Source organism: Algibacter sp. L4_22 (assembly GCF_023473045.1).
GTDB lineage: Bacteria > Bacteroidota > Bacteroidia > Flavobacteriales > Flavobacteriaceae > Algibacter.
The window spans coordinates 270,229-293,251 of the sequence record NZ_JAMCOK010000006.1; the positions used below are offsets into that span (position 1 = coordinate 270,229).

At 32.3% G+C, this 23,023-nt stretch carries 20 protein-coding genes; 4 read left to right on the forward strand and 16 right to left on the reverse strand.

All coding sequences use genetic code 11. From position 1 onward, the window contains the following. Positions 1 to 2 precede the first annotated feature (2 nt). The gene (locus M4I23_RS16405; protein ID WP_158847634.1) at positions 3 to 602 is read right to left on the reverse strand and encodes a WG repeat-containing protein; all 600 of its coding nucleotides are present in this window, start codon (positions 600 to 602) and stop codon (positions 3 to 5) included. Positions 603 to 611: 9 nt separating this feature from the next. Further along, positions 612 to 1,271 carry a hypothetical protein gene (locus M4I23_RS16410; protein WP_158847632.1) on the reverse strand — a complete coding sequence of 220 codons (660 nt, stop codon included), beginning with the start codon at positions 1,269 to 1,271 and terminating at the stop codon, positions 612 to 614. 828 nt (positions 1,272 to 2,099) lie between these two features. Here M4I23_RS16410 and M4I23_RS16415 point away from each other — a divergent pair. The 4 genes from M4I23_RS16415 to M4I23_RS16430 all read left to right on the forward strand — a co-directional run bounded on the left by M4I23_RS16415 (position 2,100) and on the right by M4I23_RS16430 (position 7,045). Further along, positions 2,100 to 3,062 carry an endonuclease/exonuclease/phosphatase family protein gene (locus M4I23_RS16415; protein ID WP_158847630.1) on the forward strand — a complete coding sequence of 321 codons (963 nt, stop codon included), beginning with the start codon at positions 2,100 to 2,102 and terminating at the stop codon, positions 3,060 to 3,062. A 358-nt stretch (positions 3,063 to 3,420) separates the two neighbouring features. Continuing rightward, the gene (locus M4I23_RS16420; RefSeq protein WP_249755124.1) at positions 3,421 to 4,557 is read left to right on the forward strand and encodes an endo-1,4-beta-xylanase; all 1,137 of its coding nucleotides are present in this window, start codon (positions 3,421 to 3,423) and stop codon (positions 4,555 to 4,557) included. A 2-nt stretch (positions 4,558 to 4,559) separates the two neighbouring features. After that, positions 4,560 to 5,996 (forward strand): MFS transporter, encoded by a 1,437-nt coding sequence (locus M4I23_RS16425; protein ID WP_158847626.1) that lies wholly within the window; start codon positions 4,560 to 4,562, stop codon positions 5,994 to 5,996. 11 nt (positions 5,997 to 6,007) lie between these two features. After that, positions 6,008 to 7,045 carry a glycoside hydrolase family 43 protein gene (locus tag M4I23_RS16430; protein WP_249755125.1) on the forward strand — a complete coding sequence of 346 codons (1,038 nt, stop codon included), beginning with the start codon at positions 6,008 to 6,010 and terminating at the stop codon, positions 7,043 to 7,045. A gap of 78 nt (positions 7,046 to 7,123) precedes the next feature. On the opposite strand, the gene M4I23_RS16435 is transcribed toward M4I23_RS16430, so the two are convergent. The 14 genes from M4I23_RS16435 to M4I23_RS16500 all read right to left on the reverse strand — a co-directional run bounded on the left by M4I23_RS16435 (position 7,124) and on the right by M4I23_RS16500 (position 22,995). After that, positions 7,124 to 8,062 (reverse strand): SMP-30/gluconolactonase/LRE family protein, encoded by a 939-nt coding sequence (locus M4I23_RS16435; protein ID WP_249755126.1) that lies wholly within the window; start codon positions 8,060 to 8,062, stop codon positions 7,124 to 7,126. A gap of 312 nt (positions 8,063 to 8,374) precedes the next feature. Next, positions 8,375 to 8,833: a hypothetical protein gene (locus M4I23_RS16440; RefSeq protein ID WP_249755127.1), complete on the reverse strand. Its 459-nt coding sequence runs from the start codon at positions 8,831 to 8,833 to the stop codon at positions 8,375 to 8,377. Between the two features lie 54 nt (positions 8,834 to 8,887). Further along, positions 8,888 to 10,075, reverse strand: a complete 1,188-nt coding sequence (locus M4I23_RS16445) for an endo-1,4-beta-xylanase (RefSeq protein ID WP_249755128.1) — start codon at positions 10,073 to 10,075, stop codon at positions 8,888 to 8,890. 25 nt (positions 10,076 to 10,100) lie between these two features. Further along, entirely contained in the window at positions 10,101 to 11,033 is a 933-nt protein-coding gene (locus M4I23_RS16450; RefSeq protein WP_249755129.1) for an SMP-30/gluconolactonase/LRE family protein, read from the reverse strand. A 10-nt stretch (positions 11,034 to 11,043) separates the two neighbouring features. Beyond that, complete coding sequence (locus tag M4I23_RS16455) at positions 11,044 to 12,213, reverse strand: hypothetical protein (RefSeq protein WP_249755130.1); 1,170 nt, start codon at positions 12,211 to 12,213, stop codon at positions 11,044 to 11,046. A gap of 95 nt (positions 12,214 to 12,308) precedes the next feature. Then, positions 12,309 to 12,713 (reverse strand): hypothetical protein, encoded by a 405-nt coding sequence (locus M4I23_RS16460; protein WP_249755131.1) that lies wholly within the window; start codon positions 12,711 to 12,713, stop codon positions 12,309 to 12,311. Positions 12,714 to 12,860: 147 nt separating this feature from the next. Then, positions 12,861 to 14,270 carry an alkaline phosphatase gene (locus M4I23_RS16465; RefSeq protein WP_249755132.1) on the reverse strand — a complete coding sequence of 470 codons (1,410 nt, stop codon included), beginning with the start codon at positions 14,268 to 14,270 and terminating at the stop codon, positions 12,861 to 12,863. Between the two features lie 78 nt (positions 14,271 to 14,348). Continuing rightward, positions 14,349 to 15,101, reverse strand: a complete 753-nt coding sequence (locus M4I23_RS16470) for a ThuA domain-containing protein (RefSeq protein ID WP_249755133.1) — start codon at positions 15,099 to 15,101, stop codon at positions 14,349 to 14,351. Positions 15,102 to 15,117: 16 nt separating this feature from the next. Next, entirely contained in the window at positions 15,118 to 16,392 is a 1,275-nt protein-coding gene (locus tag M4I23_RS16475) for a sugar phosphate isomerase/epimerase (RefSeq protein ID WP_249755134.1), read from the reverse strand. 6 nt (positions 16,393 to 16,398) lie between these two features. Then, complete coding sequence (locus tag M4I23_RS16480; protein WP_249755135.1) at positions 16,399 to 17,388, reverse strand: hypothetical protein; 990 nt, start codon at positions 17,386 to 17,388, stop codon at positions 16,399 to 16,401. Positions 17,389 to 17,486: 98 nt separating this feature from the next. Beyond that, on the reverse strand, positions 17,487 to 19,163 hold the full coding sequence (locus tag M4I23_RS16485) for a glycoside hydrolase family 43 protein (RefSeq protein WP_249755136.1): 1,677 nt from the start codon (positions 19,161 to 19,163) through the stop codon (positions 17,487 to 17,489). A gap of 11 nt (positions 19,164 to 19,174) precedes the next feature. Further along, on the reverse strand, positions 19,175 to 20,260 hold the full coding sequence (locus M4I23_RS16490; RefSeq protein WP_249755137.1) for an endo-1,4-beta-xylanase: 1,086 nt from the start codon (positions 20,258 to 20,260) through the stop codon (positions 19,175 to 19,177). A gap of 94 nt (positions 20,261 to 20,354) precedes the next feature. Continuing rightward, positions 20,355 to 21,710: an endo-1,4-beta-xylanase gene (locus tag M4I23_RS16495; RefSeq protein ID WP_249755138.1), complete on the reverse strand. Its 1,356-nt coding sequence runs from the start codon at positions 21,708 to 21,710 to the stop codon at positions 20,355 to 20,357. A gap of 37 nt (positions 21,711 to 21,747) precedes the next feature. After that, entirely contained in the window at positions 21,748 to 22,995 is a 1,248-nt protein-coding gene (locus M4I23_RS16500; protein ID WP_249755139.1) for a carbohydrate binding domain-containing protein, read from the reverse strand. Positions 22,996 to 23,023: the final 28 nt, after the last annotated feature.

A 23,023-nucleotide genomic window follows, 5' to 3' on the forward strand; every position in this document is an offset into this window, starting at 1 on the left:
TTTTATTCTACCCGCTTTCCTTTTTTATCAATCAAAAACCATTCCTCACTTTCAATAGCTCTGTGTTCATCTAAATCAAAAAATTCTTTGGCATTGTAAGTTACTTCAGCTTTTCCGTTTTCAAACCATTTCACATAATCATATTTGCAGGCAATTACAACCTGTCCAAATACGTTAGCATATCCCATTTTACCATTTCGAAGCACTCGCGTTAACCCACCTTTAATCGGTTCCGGTCCATTATCAAACATAACAAGATCGAATAGAATATGCTCGTTTCTGTCTATGGCTATCTGGCGTCCATACGTACTATCATTGGGATGCTCCATAACATTGGCATAGAATTCTAATGTATCCGAGCCGTAGTATGCATATTTCCCAAACGGAATTACAGTATCATTACTTTCATTTACAAAAGCAACGTTAACTCCATATTGCAGATATGCCTCGTTTGTAACCGCTTTCAGTTTTTTCTTCGGAATAGTATCTGCCAAAGCCCTGTCAAAATACCGATAGTTTGTTAAACCCTTATCAACATATTCCCTACACGACAACGCTATAAAGGAACTAAAAACCAATAGGATTATTTGTTTTATTTTCATTCTAATATATTATTTACGCCTATAATCCTTAAACACCGTATTATGGTCGCCTATTTGCATACTTAAACCTTCAAAAATAGAATAAACTTTCGCTTTGTTGCTTTTCTCGAAGAAAATAAAATAATACCCATCGTCATAAAGTTGCACCATACCCATTTCTGTGCCGTGTAGCGCAAGTAAACTGTTTACTTCCTTAAACACGTGTTTACCAATTGTGGCTGTTTTAGAAAATTCTGTAAATAATTTATCCTGAATTTCCGGATACAACTCACCCAAACACGGTTTTACATTGTAAACAAAATCTTCTGTTCTAAATTTATAATCCGATGACGGTAAAAAACAATCTCCAACCCCAACATTTATAAACGCCATAACATCACGATACATTTGCATATGCCGATCTTCTTCCGATCGCGTTATAGGTTTATCTACATAGCCTCCTTTTTCATAGGCTTTAACTGAGCCTTCTTTCGTAGGAAGTTTTAATGTTTTTATGGAATCTATTAAAGCTATTTTGTTCACATTATTGAGCGTAATATCAATAAGCCCAATAAAGGCTTGCTGAGCCGCCAAATCTTCTTTTGAAAACGGATGCTTTTGTTGAGAACAGCAACTGAAAACAAGTACAGCTAAAATTATGAGGTTGTGTTGGGTTTTTAAGAAATGCATTTTTGTTTGGGTGAAATTTGAACTAGGATTAACTTTAGACAACTCTAACCCTATTGAGGCTTTTCAGAATTTATAAAATTTGATTTTAATTTTTTCTGAAATTTCATCGTTTATCATTGATCCCTTAAAATGATCTTTTTTAAACAGCTCATAATTATCTGTCCAAAAATATTTTTTCCGCTTTTTGTTTTACTTAATTTCAAAATTCTACTTTCAGCTAATTCAAGTTTAGTTTCAGAATCAAAAAGGTTATAATCAAAACAGAAAGATACTTTCCGACGACTCATCGTTGCATTAATACCTGAAATACTTGGTTTTTTTATTCCTCCAGAATAAATAACTTTATCTTCATAAGGTATTTCGAAGATGTAATTTATTAAATTGTTCTATACAGAATTTTCAAAGTCCTCTGCTTTAGGCTCTGTCATAAAACTAACTATATTGCTGCAAGTGCAAATGTCAAAAAACAACTATTAATTTAAGCCATAAACTCCAACCCATAAATAACTATTTTCTTACTTTTATCTAATATAACCTTGGTTATTATTTTTTATTAAATATTCTTTAGGGAAGAATGGCAATAAACTAGCTTAAGGTTTATTACAGGTTAAATATAGATATATTTCGCAAACCTCTTAGCGTAAACGGCTACATATTTTATTTTTAAAACATTTTGGAGTTTCCGTAAAGTGTTATTAAAAACTTGATAATGATATTTTAAAATAAATAGCACCAATAAATGCTAGGAAACAAAAACACACCGCACTAAATTCAATAATTTCAGTATCAAAATTTAAAATTAAAGCAATTTTTAGCTATATTTAGAGTATGATTTCCGCTACAGATATACCGCCATCCGAAGTGCAAGACAATTTGAATTTACTAAAAGTAGATTTGAACGCTAAAATCCCTTCAAAAAAATTAGATAAAAACCTTTTAATTGCCACTTGGAATATACGTGCTTTTGGTAATTTAACTCGAAAATGGGATTCTGATGATACCGACTCTCCTAAACGTGATTTACATTCTGTTTTATGCATTGCTGAAATTATTAGCAGGTTTGATGTGGTTGCCGTACAAGAGGTGAAAGATAACATTAGAGCTTTGAGGGATACCTTAAAAGTTTTAGGTACTAATTGGTCTTTTATATTAACCGATGTTAATAAAGGTAAAGTGGGCAATGGGGAACGCATGGCTTATCTTTTTGATAAAAGACGTGTACAATTATCGGGATTAGCAGGAGAATTGGTTGTACCAGAGGAGTGGGAAGATGATATTAAGGACCACGCCTTATCGAATCAATTTGTGAGATCGCCTTATGCTGTAAGTTTTCAATCAAACAATCATACCTTTATATTAGTAACCTTGCATATTTTATACGGTAGCAGCCCAAGTAGCAGAATCGATGAATTAAAAGGTATTGCCAAATGGCTTTCTAGTTGGGCAAATAGCATCAATGCTTATCATCAAGATTTTATTGTTTTGGGAGATTTTAATATAGATGAACGTGGCGATCTTTTAGACCAAACATTTCTTTCCGAAGGATTGTATGTACCACCTCAACTTCAAAATGAAGGCGTAACGAGATCCATTTTCAACACCACAAAATACTACGATCAAATTGCTTGGTTTAATAGTGAAAATAAAGGCCCTAAACTTTCTATGGAATTTTTAAATGGTGGTAATTACGACTTTGTTCCTTTTGCTTTAAAAAATCGTGAGCTAACAAAAAACAGTTTGTCTTGGCTTATATCCGACCATTATCCATTATGGGCAGAATTTAAAGTTTAATAATCTTTACAGAACTCCAATAGTTATAAATTAAAAATCCTGATATCCGTTTTCTCAAAAAAACAGATAGACTGAGAATGTCTTACCTTTTGTTTTTCTAAAAACAAATAACAGTTTCTAGCTCGTATATTAACTTCTACAAAGCTTGCTATTATTTCTCAAACACATGTGTTCTAATATAGAGAAAAATGATGCGCACCAAACAAACGAGGTATATCCTAGGGATTTAATCAAATATCGCAACAATTGTTGCAAGATTAGTCCATTTTGTTTTACCAAAACATCTTCATTAAAAGTACTTTTATTAACATCAAAGTAAGAGTAAAATCGCTCTTGTTTATCTTTTTAAAATTACATTATGATTAATAAAACAAAACAATATCTTATCTTATTTGTACTTCTTTTAACTTTATTTAATTGTAAAAACGACCCAATAAAAGAGAATTCGGTTTCGTTAAAGCAAGCTTTTCAAAACGACTTTTTTATTGGTGCGGCAATTAATAAAGACCAGATAGAAGGCACGGACACTCTAGCTGTTAATTTACTAAAAAAGGAGTTTAATGCCTTAACTCCCGAAAACGAAATGAAATGGGAACAAATTCATCCTAAAAAAGATTCCTTTTATTTTGATGTAGCAGATAAATATGTGGATCTAGGCGAAAAAATGAATGCTCATATTGTTGGGCACACCCTTGTTTGGCATAGCCAATTAGCGCCATGGATGCAAGAAATTGAAGATAGTACGGTAATGGCAAACCAGGTTAAGCACCATATTAATACTATTGTCACTAAATATAAAGGTAGAATTAATTCTTGGGATGTTGTTAATGAAGCTTTAAATGAAGATGGAACCTTAAGACAATCTATATTTTATAATGTTTTAGGCGAAAATTATATTGAGCAAGCCTTTAAAGCTGCCTCTATTGCAGATCCTGAAGCTGAATTAATTTATAACGACTATAATATGTGGAAACCAGCAAAACGAGCTGGTGCAATAAAACTAGTAAAACAAATACAAGCAAAAGGAATAAGAATAGATGGTATTGGTATGCAGGCACATTGGAGTTTAAATGGTCCTTCTCTCGAAGATATTGAAAATAGCATTATTGAATATTCTAAACTTGGTGTTAAAGTTATGATTACAGAATTAGATGTAACAGCATTACCAAACCCTTGGGATTTAGAAGGTGCTGAGGTGAGTCAAAATTACGACGAGCTTGTAGGTGATAAAACAATGGATCCATACCAAAAAGCACTGCCAGATTCTATACAAGTAAAATTAGCAAACCGATATGAAGCTATTTTTAAATTGTTTTTAAAACATAAAGATAAAATTGGTAGAGTTACTTTTTGGGGTGTTACAGATAAACAATCTTGGCTAAATAATTGGCCTATAAAAGGGCGTACAAACTACCCACTTTTATTCGATAGGAATTTTTCAACAAAAAAAGCATACGACAGTGTTATAGCTCTTAAACAAAATAACGACGAATAATTATGGATTCTAACACGCAAAAACTATCAATTAAAGAAAAAATTGGATACAGTCTGGGAGATCTTGCTGCTAACCTTGTTTTTCAAACATTAATGACTTATTTGGCCTATTTCTATACAGATATTTATGGGCTTCAACCAAATGATGCTTCCATAATTATATTAACAGTTGGCCTAATTGCTGCCTTTGTTTTCAACCCAATAATGGGAGCCATTGCCGATAGAACCAACACAAGATGGGGCAAATTTAGACCTTGGATTTTATGGACCGCCGTTCCTCTTGGAGTTGTTGCTCTATTAGCATTTAGTACTCCCGATTTTGATTACAAAGGGAAAGTTATTTATGCCGTAGTAACTTACACATTACTGCTTTTGTTATATGCAGCAAACAACTTACCATATTCTGCATTAAGCGGTGTTATAACAGGTGATATGGGTGAACGAAACAGTATTTCATCTTATCGATTTATTGCTGTTATGGTCGCACAATTCTTTGTGCAAGTATTTATGCTACCAATTATAGAAACTGCAGGTGGTGGAGATAAAGCTGTTGGTATTGAGGTTGTAATGACTTGGTTGGCAATTATTGGCACCGTAATGTTATTAATTACATTTTTTACTACCAAAGAACGTATTGTTCCTAAACCTGAACAAAAATCGAGCGTTAAAGAAGATTTGGCAGATTTAATAAAAAACAAACCTTGGGTAATAATGCTTGTACTAACCACATTAGTTTTTATAACTTTAGCAATTAAAGGAGGTTCTTATGTTTATTATTTTGAAAACTATGTTGATGAAACTGCACTAACACAATTTTTACAACCTATTTTAAACTTTTTATCTGATATTGGCATCAATTTCTTTGGAGAAAATCCTGTTTCTGCTGGTTTTGGATTGTTTAATGCCGGTGGAATTAGTTTCATGATTATTGGAATAATGTTCTCTAAAAACTTAGCCGACAAATACGGTAAAAGAGATGTGTTTGGTACTTTTTTATTCTTATCTACGCTGTTCATTATATTATTTTATTTCATTCCTTCAACATCAATTGGGTTAATTTTTCTAGCACAAATTTTTCATGGATTTCTATATGGAATAACAATTCCCCTTTTATGGGCAATGATTGCCGATGTGGCCGACTTTTCTGAATGGAAAACAAACCACCGTGCCACAGCTATTATATTTTCTGCAATGATGATAGGTTTAAAAGGAGGCTTAAGTATTGGTAGTGCTCTTTTAACGGCAATATTAGGAAGCTACGGTTACAATGCTGATTTAGCAATACAATCTGAAACTACTATTATGGGCAGTAAAATGTTGGTAAGTATTTACCCTGCTATTCCCTTTTTATTAGGTACTGGACTCTTATTTTTCTATGAAATAAATAAAAAATTAGAAGTGCAAATTGAAAATGATTTAAAAGAAAGAAGAAATAATTAAAATTTTATACAATGCCAGAAGAAAATATAAAACATATAGACTTTGAAGATTTAAATAAAAAAGCAATATCTCAACCCATAGTATCTAATATTTATACAGCAGATCCATCGGCTCATGTTTTTAATGGAAAAATATACATTTACCCATCTCACGATATTGATGCCGGAGAGGCTTTCGATGATTTAGGAAGTCATTTTGCGATGGAAGATTACCATGTTATTTCTATGGATTCTATAAATAGTAAAGCCGTAGATAACGGTGTGGCTTTGCATGTTAATGATGTGGCTTGGGCCGAAAAACAAATGTGGGCTCCAGATGCACATGAAAAAGATGGAACGTACTATTTATTTTTTCCAGCAAAAGCTTACGATGGAATTTTTAGAATTGGTGTAGCAACTAGCTCATCTCCAACCGGACCATTTAAGGCTCAACCTAAAGCCATTAAAGAAAGTTTCTCTATAGATCCTGCCGTTTTTAAAGATGATGATGGTAGTTACTACATGTATTTTGGTGGTTTGTGGGGCGGACAATTACAACGCTGGAGATCGGGATCATTTAATGCTAATGAACCAGATAGTCCTACTGCATTTATCCCAAAAGATAATGAACCTGCTTTGCTACCTATTGTAGCTAAAATGAGTAATGATTTATTAGAGTTTGACGAAACTCCAAAACAATTAGAAATTTTGGATGAAGAAGGAAATTTACTGTTAGCAGGCGATATTGAAAGACGCTTTTTTGAAGCTTCCTGGATGCACAAATACAATGGCAAATACTACTTCTCCTACTCTACTGGAGACTCTCATTTTATTTGTTATGCCATTGGAGACAGCCCTTACGGACCATTTACTTATAAAGGCAAAATACTTGAACCTGTAGTGGGTTGGACTTCGCATCATTCTATTTGTGAAGTTGAAGGAAAGTGGTATTTATTTTATCATGATTCTTCCCTTTCTAAAGGAGTTACACATTTAAGATCTGTTAAAATTGCAGAAATCACATATAAAGAAGATGGAACTATTGTTCCTATTAAACCCTATATAGAATAATTAGTTTAGTTTTAGTCAAAAAAGGAGTCATTAACAAGTTGTTAATGCTCCTTTTTTTATAAATGGAAAATTAATTAACTACTTTTTAATATCAACGGCATATATTATACCTGCCATCATATCAGGAACTAATAATCTATTATTATTTTCTTCCAAATAAAAATCAGCTGCAGATTTTAAACCTTCAACTAACACGGTAGACTCTTCAGTTTCTCTATTAATTTTCCACACTTTACCCTGAGACCAACTACTTATATAATAATTACCTTCACTATCTTGCTCAACAGCATCACCACCTCTAAATTCACCTTTTAATGGTGTTAATTTACCATCTCTTATCACTAAAAAATTTCCTAAGAAAAAAGAACTAACCATTATATTATCGTCATTATCAACACCTACTCCATTTGGGTTTAACATTAGTGGGGAAGTATCTTGATAAACAATGACTTCACCTTCTAAATTAACATGATAAATACGTCCCAATTGTGGGACTAACTTAGCTTCATCACTTTCTAAAGGCCAAAGATTATTATTTTTATCGCGCATATAATTTGTTGCTCCCATATCTGCAACATAGAATCCCGTTCCATCACCATCCATTGCAACATCATTTAAATACAATACTTCTTTGAGGAAATCCTCTTTTTTAACGAATACACTTTTATTTCCATCCTTATCTACTTTCCAAACACAATTAATATCTGAAAAATATAAATGCTCCTTTATAAAAACTATTCCTTTGGGTTCATTAAAACCTTTTGAAAATACTTTAACACCCTTAGTTGATATTTCAACTAATTCACCATCTCCATTTTCTTTACCATTCATTACAGTAACATAATAATTCCCATTAAATCCTTTTGTTATGCTTTCTGGTTTTACACCTACTTTAACTGGGAATTTAATATCAGACTCAACATTACATGCTACTAATAAAAACAATAGAAAGAAAATTGACAAAAATTCTAGACTCCTTTTTAGTTTTCTTAAGATTTGAATAACTACTTTTTTCATATTCATTTGAATAAAATTTAACAAAATTATTATAATAATTAATTGGGATAGACCACTTCAAAACTTTCATTTGGTATAAAGCCATCATTTCACGCTACAGATGATAAAATAACAATAGGTTCGAGCTTATTAGAGGATGATGAAAAAATAATAAACAAAATAGTCCTAAAAAAATTTCATAATTAATTATTCTGTTTATTAACTGCCCAGTATATCCCCAAAAATATGGTCTAAAAAGTTTTTATCTTTATAAGATTCAGGTTTATGACTTAAAACAGTGCAAAATGATCTTGCTCCTTCATATTCTTGATACTATGAAATAAGATATTTCTCTCCCATACCTTTTAACGGAATAGCATTATAATAAGCAGTAAAATCAGACTGACCTGCTTCAGCAATCCAAATATTACCGTCTTTGTTTAAAATTGCTTCTATTAGAATTGTAACCTTCTTAACAGCTGGTAAAAAATTATTGTATGCATCTGTCCAGTTATCTTCAAAAGCAAGTTGGAACAAAGTATTAGGCGGAACATATGATCCATCCAGAATTCCATAAGTTCCAGCAACCACATGATAGTTTATATCATTAAAATTTGAGTCTGACAACATGGTCGACATTACAGCGACCGTCGGTAGATCATCAACATCAGTCTTACAATCAAATTGGACATGCAATAAATCTTTTTCGCTGTTAAAACTTTTTTCTTGCTCATCACCGTCAGAAATTGCACGGCTGGCAAGTAAAAGACATAAGAGTATTCTTGATTTCATTTTTGAATGTATTTATTGAATAATCTTTAGAATAATATTAGGTTCATTAAAAAACTATTTTTCTTTGGCGGTCCCCAAAACAGCTTGTCTGGCTAATTTTGGTTGCAACCCCCTATCGTATAAAAGTGGATAGTTCGTTCTGTTAGGCATTGGATAGTCATTCTTCCATGACATACCATCGTGAATTCCCCAAAATGTTACTCTATCAATTTTATCTTTATTTTTGATGAAAATCTCAAACAAGTCTTTATACCTATTTGCCAATTCAATTTCTATAGATTTTGGTAATCCATTTTTGTAGGGATCTAAAAAAGTTTCAAACTCTTCCAATTGAAATTGAGGTTCCATCATACTCGTTCCAATAATTTGTCCTTCTTTGGTAAGAGGTAACACATCAATATCCAACTCGGTAATCATAACTTTTACGCCTAAAGCAGCATAAGCATCAATAGCTTGTTGAATGTATTCCTTTTTAGGAAAATTTAAACCCCAATGTGCTTGAATACCAATACCATCTATACGGATACCTTCTTTTTGAAGCATTTTTACCATTCGTACAATTCCTTCTCTTTTTTCTGGTCTCCAAGCATTAAAATCATTATAATATAATTCTGTATTAGGTGCATATTCACTAGCATATTTAAATGCTAGTTTAACCATTTCATCACCATCACCAATACTATTTACCCAAGTTGTTGGTCTGTAGGAACCATCATTATCTATAACTTCATTAACAACATCCCAAGCTTGTACTTTTCCTGCATATCTTCCTGCAACTACTTCAATATGGCTACGCAATCGCTCTTTTTGTTCTTTAGGAGTATTAGGTTCTCCCTTTTCGTTGGTAAAAAACCAAGAAGGTGTTTGATTATGCCAAATTAAAGTATGTCCAAGAATAAACATGTTATTATCCTGTCCGAAAGCAACAAAATCATCTGCTGCTTTGAAATCGTAAACTCCTGGAGTTGGATTTACCGATTCTGCTTTCATACAATTTTCTGCAGTAATGGTATTAAATTCTTTTTTTACAATTTGGGTTAAAACATTCTCTTTTCCAGAAACAATATCATCGTTTATTGCACTACCTAATAAAAAGTAATTTTCAAACGCAAGTTTTAATGAAGTATCTTTATGAACATCTAGTATACTAGGTGTTTCATTAGTGCTATTATTATCATTACAGGCATTAAATAAAAACATCGTAATTCCTATTAATAAAATTGTAGACTTCATTTTTTTCATAATAATTATTTTTAAATATTTCACATTAATTAACTCCTGTAACGTTCATTTTTAAAGTATAAATGGAATCCATGGCTGTTATAAAAAGAATGTTTTTATTTAAACCTCCAAAAGTTACATTGGCTGTCCATCCTTCAGGTACATCAATATGTTTGATTTTTTTACCTTCTGAATTAAAAACAGTGACACCTTTTCCGGTTAAGTAAATATTACCTAAATTATCTATGGTCATACCATCAGATCCCATATCTACAAATAACTTTCTATTAGTTAAATTTCCATTTTCGTCAATAATAAAAACATACGTTCTTTCTCCAGCTTGGTCTGCAACATAAAGTGTTTTCCCATCAGGAGTTCCTATTACACCATTAGGCTGTACGTAGTTATCATTTGATACAATTCGTGGTATATTTGTATTTGATGCTAAATAATAAACTCTTTTTTCATTTTGCTGAGGCTCTTTATGTTCCCACCAAGGACGCTGATAATATGGATCTGTAAAATAAATACCGCCTTTAGCATCTACCCATAAATCATTAGGCCCGTTAAGTTTTTTACCATCATAGTTATCTACAAGTACGGTTATCTCTTTATTTGGGTTGATAAGCCATAATTCGTTTTTTTCATCTGCAGCAGATAATAGGTTGCCATCATTATCAAAATAAAGCCCATTTGAACGACCAGAAGGTTTCATATATTCAGATACTAAATTGGTTTTTGCATCCCATTTTAAAATTCTGTCATTCGGTTGGTCGGTAAAAAAAACATTCCCTACTTTATCTGTCGCTGGCCCTTCAGTAAATTCATAATCATCTAAAATTAAGACCAATTCTGCACCTTTTTCTATAATTTGTTTACTCTTTTTGTTTTGAGCATAACATGAGGTGCATAATACTAAAAACAAAATGATGTATTTAAAACCTAAAAAGATTTTAAATAAATTTTCTTTTATCTTCATTTTAATAAATTTACTCCCTTACATAGTTTAAGAATTTATTAATTTCAAACTCACCATCTAAAACACTTGCTTTAAAAACATATTTACCTGCTTTGGGAATAAAAATACGTGGTGTTGTAGTATTGGGATTATTATTTTCGAACTCACAATCGGCAGGGCCTTCTAACTGCTCCCATACTATTTCCGGGCTAATGGTATCTTTATCCTCGTCAGTAATCACAGCCGTAATTGCAAGACTGTTATCCGTTTTTGAGTACGTATAATCTATAGTAATAGTCGGAGGTGTATTTATTGCAGAAACTAAAGCATTGGTGTCATTTTCAAAGCGTTTCTCGTCCTCTATACCTGCTGCCCAAAGTGCAATACGTTGTGCAAATACTCTATTATCCGAATGACTTAAACGGGTGCCAGCACCGGCATTCCAAAATAAATTACGATCAAAAACACCTACTACTCTACCTTTACCTATTTCAGCTAATGCTAAAGCTACATCCGTATTTTCATTAAATTCACCATCATTTGAATTTACAACTAACCTACCGCCTAATCCGCCTTCTTGCGCTTTAGCTAAAATTACTGCTGGTTTAGAAACACGAACAAAACTTACTCCTTCTCCCCTAAAAGCAACGCCTTTATGTTTATTGTTTTTATTAATAAAATGATCTTGTGTATACTCATTCACCAAATAGTTTCCAGCACCATTGTCAGTTAAAAAATACATACCGAATTGCTCCATTAAAACATTGTCAGAAATTCGCCCCACTTCATTATCCACACCTACAATGCTATACTCTCCACCAAACCCACTATCCGACCAAGTAATGACTCCGCCACCTTTTTCCACCCAACGCTTTAAGGCTTTAGCTTCTGCTTCAATAAAAACGCGCTGATTTGAGCCTAAAATTAAAACATCAATCGGCTTTAGAAACTCGGCATTAATTACAATTTCTTGATCGTAAACTTCGCTTACAGTACACCCAACAGCTTCCAATGCTTTTTTGAAACCACTCATACCTAAATCACCTTCATCATTCAAACGCATTTGGTGAAATGGTTTTTTACTTCCGGATGGTATTGTACCATCAGCAGCAACATCTCCATATACATAAACAATGTTTTGCGCATCTACAGCAAGAAAACAAATTAAACTTATTGCTAATAATATTTTTTTACATTTCATATATTTATTTTTAGTGATACATTATTAATAGTTTATTTTATTTTTTTCGTATTAAAAAAAGATTATTCAGATAACGCAATTCAAAAGCTAAAATGCTAGTAAGTAACCTTCGACTTATTCTTTAACTTTTTTTCCATAATAGGGTATAAATCATAGGTTGGATACATTTCTGATTTAAAAGCTTTCCATGCTGTTCTTTCAATCGCCAGATTTACAGCAGCTAATTTTGAAGCAGGAAGTTCCAATACAACCATTTGTCCAATTCCCATAACTACAAACCAATTAACTACAGAAACACCTTCTGGCGGGAAATTTTCATAAAACCCTTGATCGGTTCTTATCTTTTCAATCTCATTTAAATTCATACTTTGATCATGTTTAAGAAAAATTGTTAATAGCAACTTATCATCACCTTTTTCAGAACTGGTCTTTTCATCAACTGATTGCGAATAGCCAATGATTTGGAATAAGAATAATGTGAGAAATAATGAGTATTTCATATTTTATAAATTTTAGATTTATTGTGTTTTTATTAAGTTAATGCTCCTTGTTATGTTAGCGGAGAAAAAGAATAGTGGAATATTATTCCTTTTTTTATTATATAAATTGAAGATGTTTTTAAAAGAATTTCATCTAAAATGATTCATTTACATACCCATAAGTTTCTGTATTTTTTTAGGTAAATCGGTATTGTCGAAATATTCTGAGAACTCTTCTTGTCCCTTTCCTATAACTCTAACAGGAACCGGTGTTCCAGAATGATCGCCAGAGCCCCAACTTATTCCTGCCTTTTTATTCAAAATAAAGGCTGCTGTTTCTCCAACGGATTTTACTGCGGTTTTACTTAAATAATCAGCATCCGCGTTTACTTTCTTATTTCCATTAAACTGTTTGCTGTAGGCTGATTTTAATAAGGCTAATTCTTTATCATCTAAAGACAAACCGATATCATTGTTTCCTAAGCCAAAATCTGCCTGTACTAAATCTAAAATAGTATTGAAAGAAACTTCTGGATCCGAATTTTTAAGTTCTGTCATTTTTCTTTTAAACTCTTGAACTGAAATTATTTGATATTTTAACAATTCAGGATGTGTGGCATAATCTATCCCTGTAGACAAGGCACCTGTTTCATGGTCTGCAGTAACAATAATTAAAGTTTCATCTGGTCGTTCTTTATAAAATTCATAGGCTTCTTTAATAGCATCATTAAAAGCGAGTACTTCATGAACCATGGACACACCATCGTTTCCATGGCATGCCCAATCAATTTTACCGCCTTCTACCATCATAAAAAAACCTTTATCATTATCAATAACTTCAATTCCTTTTTTTGTAAAATCGGCAAGAGAAAGCGCGCCTTCCTTTTTATCAATGGCCCAGTAAAATTCTCCTGAAGGATACATTTCAGGATTTATGGCAATTATTTTTTCATCGCCATTTTTTAATTTATTAAATTCCTTATGAGAATCTGCAATGGTATAGCCCTTCTTTTTAGCATTTTTAAAGGAATCTGGTTGATCTCCTTTTTTTCCTTTAGGATGATGGAAGCCTCCACCTCCAAAATAATCAATATTATAATTGGGTAGCTCCATGCTAATTTCGTAATACATATTACGAGAATTTTGATGTGCGTAAAAGGCTGCAGGAGTAGCATGATCTATCATTACACTAGATAATATACCTACTTTAAAACCAGCTTTTTTTGCTTTTTGAGATATGTTTTCATACGCTATTTTTTTATCGGGAGATTTTCCTATAATACCATTATTCGTTTTAAATCCGGTTGACATTGCCGTTGCTGCTGCACAAGATGTGGTAACATAAGAACTAGCTGAATAGTTAGTCATATTCGAGTTCACCGGAAAACTACTCATTAATAGTTTGTCAGCTTTAATCTCATTAGATTTTGCATTTAAATACATTTCGGTAGCATAAACTTGATTTGCTCCCATACCATCGCCAATAAACAGAAATACATATTTTGCATTTTGTTTTGTTTGACTATAACCAATAGCACAAAAAAAGGCCATTGAAATTATCATTAGATTTTTTATCATAATATTTATTTTAGTAAATGTAAAGTGAGTTCTATTTTTTTGATAAAACCAAATAGGCTCTAAAATTATGCATATAATTTATTTATGCTGTACCCAATATATTGCACCAAAAATGTGATCCAAAAAATTTTTGTCTTTAAACGATTCTGGTTTATGACCTAAAGCCGTGTAAAACGATCTTCCTCCTTCATATTCTTGATACCAAGAAATAGGATGTTCTGCTCCCATGCCTTTTAACGGAATGTCATCATAACCTGCAGTAAAATCATAAGAAGTTTCATCAACAGTCATTAGAATAGTTAGTTTATCTAAATTCATATTTTTAAAGTTATACCACTCATCACTGCGAAGCCATTTCTTTGGCAGATGCCAAGTTGCTGGAAAATCACTATTCTCAACGTTTACAATTGCTGCTTGTAATTTTGGATGGTCCACAAATTTCGCTCCAACAAGACCATCAAACCAGGCATTATCGTTTTCACCATCTGCTGTTCCGTGTATGCCAACAAAGCCTCCGCCTCGTTTCATAAATGCTTTTAAAGCATCCATATGTTTTGTAGTCAAAAAATTGGCATTGGCGTTCATAAATATTACAACATCATATTCTGGTAATTTTTCTATAAGATCATCTGGCCTTTGTGTCCAATCAAATTGAAATTGATTTTCTGCTGCCATGTCTTCAAAAGCTTTAACTGCAACAGGGATGGTATTATAATGCCAAGTATCATGTTGGGTAAACAATAAAACACTAAACTGGTCTTGCGCATTTGTTTTTATCATTGTAAAGAAAAATATAGTTAATAAAAGATACTTCATTGTAAAAGGTTTCATAATCAAACGTTTATTTTTATAATTCATAATAAATATATTCCCAAGCTAAACCGACACTAAACAAAGGTGGAAAGCTATAATCTTCAACTTCAGATAAAATATATTGAACTCCAGATATTTCTTTATAGTTGAAAATATCTTTGAAATCTATTTTACCACTTTCACCTAATTCTTTATAATCTTTCACATGCCAACTAATAAAACGTTTAGGATAGGTTTTAAAATAATGAACAGGATTTACACCACCCACCTGCATCCAATATAAATCAGATTGAAAATAGACATACTCAGGATTGGTGTTTTGAAGAAAATAATCATAAATGGCTACACCTTCTACCTTTAAAAATTCATCAGCATGATTATGATAAACAAACTTAAGTCCGTTCTCTTTACAAAGTTTTCCAACTTTATTATAATAATTAGAATACTCTCGAAGTTCTTTGATCGTCTTGATGCCTTTTAATTTACTATTTGAGGTAGATAGATATTCAACACCAGCTTTTTTATGATCTTGTATCGTTTTATTCCACCACGTATTTATTGCAGCATCATCATTTTTATCTTCAGGATCGAAAAAAGTCATAGAGCCCAAAAATTTCATGCCTGTTTTTTCAACCATAACCTTAAACTGCTCTGGACTTTGACCATAAAAGCCACCTTCTTTATAAACAAAAGTCTCAACATAGCTATACCCCATTCTACCTAACTGAATTAAGGTTTGTTCTGGTTTTTTTAGCATCTCGTCATGAACAGAAACGAGCTGAATACCAATATTTTTGTCTTTAGGATTATTTTTAATGTATCTCGTTTTCCATAAACGCTTTTCATTATTATCTAGACCTTCTAAAGTAACATCGGTATAATTGTTAAAACTAAAATTAACTTTCATGGTTTTATTACCATTAAGATCTTTATCCTGCATGGTCCAATTATTTTCTGAAGAAAACTTGCCTTTCCCTATAAAAAAAACACCTTCACCATTATGACCTGCTGCAAAAACAGTATCGGTAACACGATCATAACCAATAATTTCATGAAGTATAGGATTGTATTGATTAGTACTATCTTTTTGTAAAACTTCAACCGTGAGCGAATGATTATTGAAATTATTTATACTACTCATTTTTATTTCTGGAAGCTTTGCAACACTATCTGCGAGGGAATTTATAGCACTTACCCACTGACCAGAATATTGTCTTAATCTATCTTTTTGAGAAGAAATACTGTAGTTTTCTTGAGCAAAACTGACAAATGACTTTAAAATTATTATTAAATATAGAACGCTTTTCATTTTTTCTTACTTGTTATTAAGGTGAATAAATATTGGATTCTCCATTTCCGTTTTATATGCCTCCAATACAAATGGATTTTTTTCTATACGGGCATCTTTCCAATCATGCCATGGAAACCCATTTTTGTTAGACCAATATTCCCAATCCCAATTGATGTAGCAAAATGCTTTTATTCCCGGATTATCATTTAACATTTCGAAAAAAGGTTTAAACCATTTATTCCAAGAAATTTCACCATCTAAAACTCCAACGTATCTTGGTGTAGATTCGCCTATCATTACTGGTTTTTTATGAGTATGAGCAGTATCAAAAAAGTTTTTCAATCCAATATTTGAAAATTCTTCTGGACTAAAAACATCAATGCCCCACCAATCCACATATTCATTCCCTGGGTAATATGCCATTAATTTTTCAAGACCTATAAAATTTGCAGAGCCACCACCAGAACACCAAACCGTAGCCGATTTTATGTTTTTTTCCTCAAATGCTTTAGAAATAGTTATGAATACTTTTTTAAAACTCTCAGGTGAATAACCATTCCAATCACCTTCAAACTCGTAACCAATTCTGGTAAAGGATGGCCTATCTAAATCTAATAACACCTTATAAAATGCTTCCAATTGTGCATTATATTTTCCGTTGGCAACTTCTTTATCCAAACCTGCCCCTGTATCCTTACCACCAGTAAATGCTAAACCTATTTGGGGCATAATCCCTTTTGGCAAGCTATCTAAAACATGTTTTAAATCTTTTCCCCAAGATTCAATCCTTTTTACTGGTGCGGTTATATTAACATAAGTCATGTAAATTGCTGGCATTTTATCTTGCCCAACTGCATTTACATAATCCTGAAAGCCATTTTTATCTTGACCAGCGCCATGATAAATTCCTGTTTGGGGTTCATATTTAGCATTGTAATTAAAACGAGGTTTTGTCTCTTGACTAAATCCATTTTGCAAAAACAACAGAAGAATAATTAAACTTATTTTACGCATAAATAAAGAACTTTTCAATGTTATTATTTTTAAAGTTATTTTCAACAATATTTGAAAACCAACATTATTGGTAGCAATTTGTATTTACAGATTATTTATTAATCTAAAATCTCAATTTCAAACCAATTAAACATAGCTGTATTTTCAGTCTCCATTCCTAATGAGGTGGTGTACATTGCATAAATAGTTCCTACAAATCCACCAGCTTGTTTGGTGCTTAAAAAACGTGCATCTACATCTTGTTGTAAAATTTGATACTCTTGATTTTCTTCAGCATATAAAAAATTATAGTTAGCTCCTTTTGCTTCTATTTTTAATTTTATAGAAGTAGCAGATTGCAATGGTTTTTCTATCAGCAACTTCATACTATTTTCTGCAGATTTAAATAATTGAATTACTGGCTTTCCGTTTACAACAGACTTACACATATAATAAAAATAGGCATTGTTTTGAAACGCAATAATGCCAGCTTTTTCATTTGGTTTTGAAGTATTAAAATTCATTTCTGTGCGAACACTTCCTTTTGAATGTTGTTGTCTGTATCCTATAAAACTAGGATTCTCAGGGCTTGAAACACTTTCTGAACGTGTATTGATTTGTAAACTACCATCTGAGATAGCATACCATTTTTCTCTTGGCGTTCTTAAAAACAGCCATTCAAAACCTAATTTTGAATTTTCAAATTCTTCTTTAAACGTATATATTCCGCTATTTTTAAACGATTTTTCTTGTTTTAAAACATTATTTGGCGTTAGATATTTAGATTTAACAATATCGCCTCCTAAATTAAAAACGGGCCATCTGTTTTCCCATTTTATTGGCGCCATAAAAGTTTCTCTTCCCGTATTGTAATGGTTGTCTTCATAGGGTCTGCAACCAAGAAAAACGCCCCACCAATTACCATTTTTATCTTCAATAATATCTGCATGACCCGTTGATGTAAATGGGTTCTCTCTATTAACGTCTAAATCTCGTTGCGTTAAAATGGGGTTGTTTTCATAACTTATATAAGGGCCCCAAACATTTTTACTTCTAAACACAACTTCGGAATGATCTTCTGCTGTACCACCTTCTGCAGCCATTAAATAATAAAAACCGTTTCTTTTATAAATATGAGGTCCTTCAATCCAAATTGGTTTTTTAGCAATGTCGGTTCCTCCATTCACCAAATTTTTTGGCTCACCAACTACTTTTTTATTTTCAACATCAAACTCATACATTTTTATGGTTCTATGTCCATCATACAAAGGTTCTTTGTTAGGCGCATCACTATTATAAATTATATATGTTTTTCCGTTATCATCAAAAAACAACGAAGGATCAATGCCTTCAACTTCAGGAATCCAAAAAGGATTAGACCAAGGCCCTTCAGGATTTGTAGATAAAACAACAAAATTATTTTTACCTCCTACAATTGTACAGGTGACATAAAAAACACCTTTATTAAACCGAATGGCAGGAGCAAAAACACCTTGAGAAACATCTAGTCCATCTAAGTTTAATTGTTCTGGTCTGTCTAATACATTTCCTATTTGCTCCCAATTCACCAAATCGTTACTTTTAAAAACAGGAATTCCAGGGAAATAAGAGAAAGTAGAGTTTACCAAATAATAAGAATCTCCTGCTTTACAAATACTTGGGTCTGGATAAAAGCCTTGTAAAATTGGGTTTGAGAATGTATTCACCAGGTTTTCCATTACTTTAATTTTCTCTTTTTTATTTGTACAACCTATTAAAGCAATTACAAATACTAATACAATTGCAAATTTTTTCATACTATAATTTTTTATTCTTTTAAACCTTCTAAAACCCCAAAATAAGCTGGTTTAGGTTGTAAATTATCATCGTATATACAAGGCCAATCTTTTAAATTAAAAAAGCCTTTAATCCATGAGTCTCTATCTGTAAAATCCCAAAACGTAATCCCAAATTGTTGCGCTTTAGGCACTATTTCTTTATACATTTTAATCAGATTTTTATACTTCTCGGCTTGTGCTTGTTTCATTTCATCTGTTAAAACGCTATAATTTTGAATACCTCCTAATCTTTCATCATTATGTGTATTAAAAATAATATCAACTTCAGATAAATGAATTTGTAAACCCGTTGCCGCAGCTTTTTTGAGTGAATTCGCTATAACCTCATCAGGAATATCCATTCTAATATGCATTTGGAAACCTATCCCAGAAATCGGCACTCCTTTGGCTTTAAATTCCTTTACCATATTTAATACAGCGTTTAACTTTACTGTATCTCTTTCAATATTAAAATCATTATAAAACAATACAGCATTTGGGTCTGCTTCATGCGCATACCTAAATGCTTTTTCTATATAACTTTTACCTAGTTTTTTATACCAAAGTGATTCTCTATAATTTCCTCCACTAGATTCAAAAGCTTCATTAACAACATCCCAAGCGGCTACTTTACCTTTGTATCTTTTTACATAAGTTTTTATATACTGTTGCATAAAATCATCTAACCAAACACTATCTTTTTCACCTTTTTCTCTAACCCATTTTGGTGTAGAACTATGCCAAATTAAGTTGTGTCCAAATAATCTTTGGTTGTGTTTTTGTGCGTAATCTAAAATTGTATCAACCGTTTTCCAATTGTACTTGTTTTCAGCAGACAAAATGGCTTGCATTTTCATATCGCTTGTTGCTGTAATACTGTTGAAATTTTCAATTTCTAATTTTTGAAGTTTAGCATCATTTAATAACCTATTAATATTTATTGCAGTACCAATTGGAAAGGTTGCTGCATTTTTCAATCCTAAAGCTTCCTTTTTTTCTTCGAAATCTTTACACGCGAAAACACTTATAACAACTACTAAAAAGCAAGCGTATTTTATACTGTGTGTGTATTTCATTTTTATTGAGTTTAAAAAAAATGGGTTTAAAATTTAAAAAGACTGATACTCTTTAAAGCTTTAAACCCATCTATAAAATGTTTATATTTATTTACTATAGTCCTTCTAAAAATCCGTAGTAAGCAGGTTTTTTATTATAATCATCATCAAATAATAATGGCCATTCTGGGTTACCCCAAAAATCTATTAACCAAGATTTATTATCACGAATTCCCCAAACAGTTAACGCAAACTTGTTTTCTGAAGGAATGGCGTTATAGATTTCTACAACTTCTTTGTATTTTGCTTGTTGCAGGCTGCTTCTTTCACTTGTTAATGATGTTAAATTGCCATCAGGGTTTGCTCTAATATCTAATTCAGAAAAATGAACTTTTTTACCTTTAGCTACAATAGCATTTGCCGTTGCTTCAATTTGTGATGCAGAAGGCCCATTGTACGAAATATGCATTTGAGCACCTACACCATCGATAAGATCACCAAGACCATCAACGATTGCTAACATTGCTGTTCTTTTTCCTGAACTTGAAGCCATATTATAATCATTATAAAATAATAAAGCATCTGGATCTGCATCTCTAGCAAATTGAAAACATTTTTTAATGTAATTGTTACCCATTTTTTGTTTGAAAATAGAGTTTCTTAATGGATTTCCACTACCATCATCTATAGCTTCATTTACAACATCCCAAGAGCGAACTTTACCTTTATACCTTGTAACAGTTGTAGTAATATAATCTTTCACCATAGTTTCAAACTCAGCATCGGTTCCAGAAAAATCCTCAACCCAAGAAGGTGTCGCATTATGCCAAATTAAAGCGTGCCCATGTACATTTATATCATTTGCAACAGCAAAATCTACAATGGCATCAGCAGCACTAAAATCATAACTACCTTGAGAAGGATACATCACGTTCATCTTCATCTCATATTCTGAAGTTAAATTATTAAACTGCTCTTTTATAATATCAGTATATTTTCCACCTGCAGAAAGCCAAGAAGATCGAGTAATTGTACCCACAGAAAAAGTAGTCGCCGCATCTTTTAAACTTGTGTTGCTTGTAGAACCACAAAGTCCGTCAGGACAAACTCCATTTTCGTCAACTTTTATAACTTTGCTTTCTACCGTTGTAACGCCATCGTAAATAGCATATAATTTAACAGTATAATCGCCTACTTCGTTATATCTCACCTCATCTAAACCGGCCTCATCAATAACAGTTCCTTCACCTAAACCAAAATCCCAATAACTTTTATATTGAACAGTTCCATTCGTTGTGTTTTCTAATTGTATTACATAAGGATCTGTAGGTGAAACAGTATAACTAAACGAAGCCTGAATTGTTTCTGGCTCTATAAGTTCAGATCCATTAAAATTGTTATCCTCATCATTAGTACATGAGAATGCGAGCAACGTCGTTACAAATAAAAGTATAAGTTTATTTATTTTCATAATATCTATAATATTTAGTTAGCCAAGATTTTTACTCTTATTTTTTATTTACTTTAACATCATCAAGAATAAATGTACCAGCTGAAGTCCCCATATCTAAAGAAATATTAGTCATAGCCTCATTAGCTGTAAAAGTCCAAGTGTATTGTTCCCAATCTTCAGTAATTGTATAGTCTGGTGCGTATTGCGCCGAACCATCTGGTTTTGTTGAATAACGAATAACAGCAGGATCTCCTTTTGCCCATAAAGACACTTCATATTCAGCACCTACTTCTGTTTCAATGGCATCACTTACAAATTGTACGCTCCAAGCATCTCCAGCTGCTGAGTTTGATACTTTAACGGCTCTAGAACCGGATAATACATCGCTAGTTTCTTCAACAATGAAATCTCCTCCATTATATTTTCCCCAATTAGCAAATTCATTACCATCACCATCTTCAAAACCCCCGTTTAAAACTAAGCTAGAATCTGATGGAAGTGGAAGCGCTGCATCACCTTTTACAACTTCGATAACATCTATAACAAATGTTCCTGCAGATTTACCCATATCTAAAGATATATTAGTATTTGCTTCATTAGCCGTAATTGTCCAAGTGTATTGTTGCCAATCTGACGTTAATGTATAATCTGGACCGTATTGAGCTGATCCATCAGGTTTTGTTGAAAAACGGACTACTTCTCCATTACCTTTACCCCAAAATGAAACCGTATACTCTTCACCTATTTCAGTTTCAATAGCATCACTTACAAATTGCACAGTCCAAGGATCTGCATCTGCCGCATTAGATACTTTAACTGCTCTACCGCCTATAAGTGCATCTGTTGTAGAAAATATATTATCGCCTCCATTATATGCACTCCAATTTATAAAGTCATCGCCATCTCCTTCAACCAAATATCCATTTAATAATAAATTTTCTGGATTTGTTAAATAACCTTCTGCAACAGGTACAATTACCTCAACCATTTGGGTTGCTTGCAAAGCATTAATAGTGCTAACCATAGTTAATGTTACTAATTTGTTTCCCGATATTTTATATTCATGTTCTACAGGACCTGCTTGATCTGCAACTTTAGCATCTCCAATTTCAAACTCCCAATAGCTATAAAACTCTTCTTTATCTGGTGTTGTGTTTTCAAAATTATAAATACCTGAATTTTCTGCAGATTCTGTTATTGTGAATGTTGGTTGCGTTAGCTCCACCATTACCTCGTCATCGTTTCCGCACGACCAAAAGGCTGTGAACAAACATAATAGACCTAATATTTTATTATTTTTCATAATTGTATTTTATTATTAAAATTATTCT

What these genes read in the sequence shown, in the direction of transcription:
- M4I23_RS16460 (WP_249755131.1), bottom strand. Translation starts at nt 12,713, where the DNA reads ATGAAATACTCATTATTTCTCACATTATTCTTATTCCAAATCATTGGC.
- M4I23_RS16490 (WP_249755137.1), bottom strand. Translation starts at nt 20,260, where the DNA reads ATGAAATACACACACAGTATAAAATACGCTTGCTTTTTAGTAGTTGTT.
- M4I23_RS16415 (WP_158847630.1), top strand. Translation starts at nt 2,100, where the DNA reads ATGATTTCCGCTACAGATATACCGCCATCCGAAGTGCAAGACAATTTG.
- M4I23_RS16410 (WP_158847632.1), bottom strand. Translation starts at nt 1,271, where the DNA reads ATGCATTTCTTAAAAACCCAACACAACCTCATAATTTTAGCTGTACTT.
- M4I23_RS16465 (WP_249755132.1), bottom strand. Translation starts at nt 14,270, where the DNA reads ATGATAAAAAATCTAATGATAATTTCAATGGCCTTTTTTTGTGCTATT.
- M4I23_RS16425 (WP_158847626.1), top strand. Translation starts at nt 4,560, where the DNA reads ATGGATTCTAACACGCAAAAACTATCAATTAAAGAAAAAATTGGATAC.
- M4I23_RS16435 (WP_249755126.1), bottom strand. Translation starts at nt 8,062, where the DNA reads ATGAAAAAAGTAGTTATTCAAATCTTAAGAAAACTAAAAAGGAGTCTA.
- M4I23_RS16470 (WP_249755133.1), bottom strand. Translation starts at nt 15,101, where the DNA reads ATGAAACCTTTTACAATGAAGTATCTTTTATTAACTATATTTTTCTTT.
- M4I23_RS16450 (WP_249755129.1), bottom strand. Translation starts at nt 11,033, where the DNA reads ATGAAGATAAAAGAAAATTTATTTAAAATCTTTTTAGGTTTTAAATAC.
- M4I23_RS16405 (WP_158847634.1), bottom strand. Translation starts at nt 602, where the DNA reads ATGAAAATAAAACAAATAATCCTATTGGTTTTTAGTTCCTTTATAGCG.
- M4I23_RS16430 (WP_249755125.1), top strand. Translation starts at nt 6,008, where the DNA reads ATGCCAGAAGAAAATATAAAACATATAGACTTTGAAGATTTAAATAAA.
- M4I23_RS16445 (WP_249755128.1), bottom strand. Translation starts at nt 10,075, where the DNA reads ATGAAAAAAATGAAGTCTACAATTTTATTAATAGGAATTACGATGTTT.
- M4I23_RS16500 (WP_249755139.1), bottom strand. Translation starts at nt 22,995, where the DNA reads ATGAAAAATAATAAAATATTAGGTCTATTATGTTTGTTCACAGCCTTT.
- M4I23_RS16485 (WP_249755136.1), bottom strand. Translation starts at nt 19,163, where the DNA reads ATGAAAAAATTTGCAATTGTATTAGTATTTGTAATTGCTTTAATAGGT.
- M4I23_RS16455 (WP_249755130.1), bottom strand. Translation starts at nt 12,213, where the DNA reads ATGAAATGTAAAAAAATATTATTAGCAATAAGTTTAATTTGTTTTCTT.
- M4I23_RS16480 (WP_249755135.1), bottom strand. Translation starts at nt 17,388, where the DNA reads ATGCGTAAAATAAGTTTAATTATTCTTCTGTTGTTTTTGCAAAATGGA.
- M4I23_RS16440 (WP_249755127.1), bottom strand. Translation starts at nt 8,833, where the DNA reads ATGAAATCAAGAATACTCTTATGTCTTTTACTTGCCAGCCGTGCAATT.
- M4I23_RS16495 (WP_249755138.1), bottom strand. Translation starts at nt 21,710, where the DNA reads ATGAAAATAAATAAACTTATACTTTTATTTGTAACGACGTTGCTCGCA.
- M4I23_RS16475 (WP_249755134.1), bottom strand. Translation starts at nt 16,392, where the DNA reads ATGAAAAGCGTTCTATATTTAATAATAATTTTAAAGTCATTTGTCAGT.
- M4I23_RS16420 (WP_249755124.1), top strand. Translation starts at nt 3,421, where the DNA reads ATGATTAATAAAACAAAACAATATCTTATCTTATTTGTACTTCTTTTA.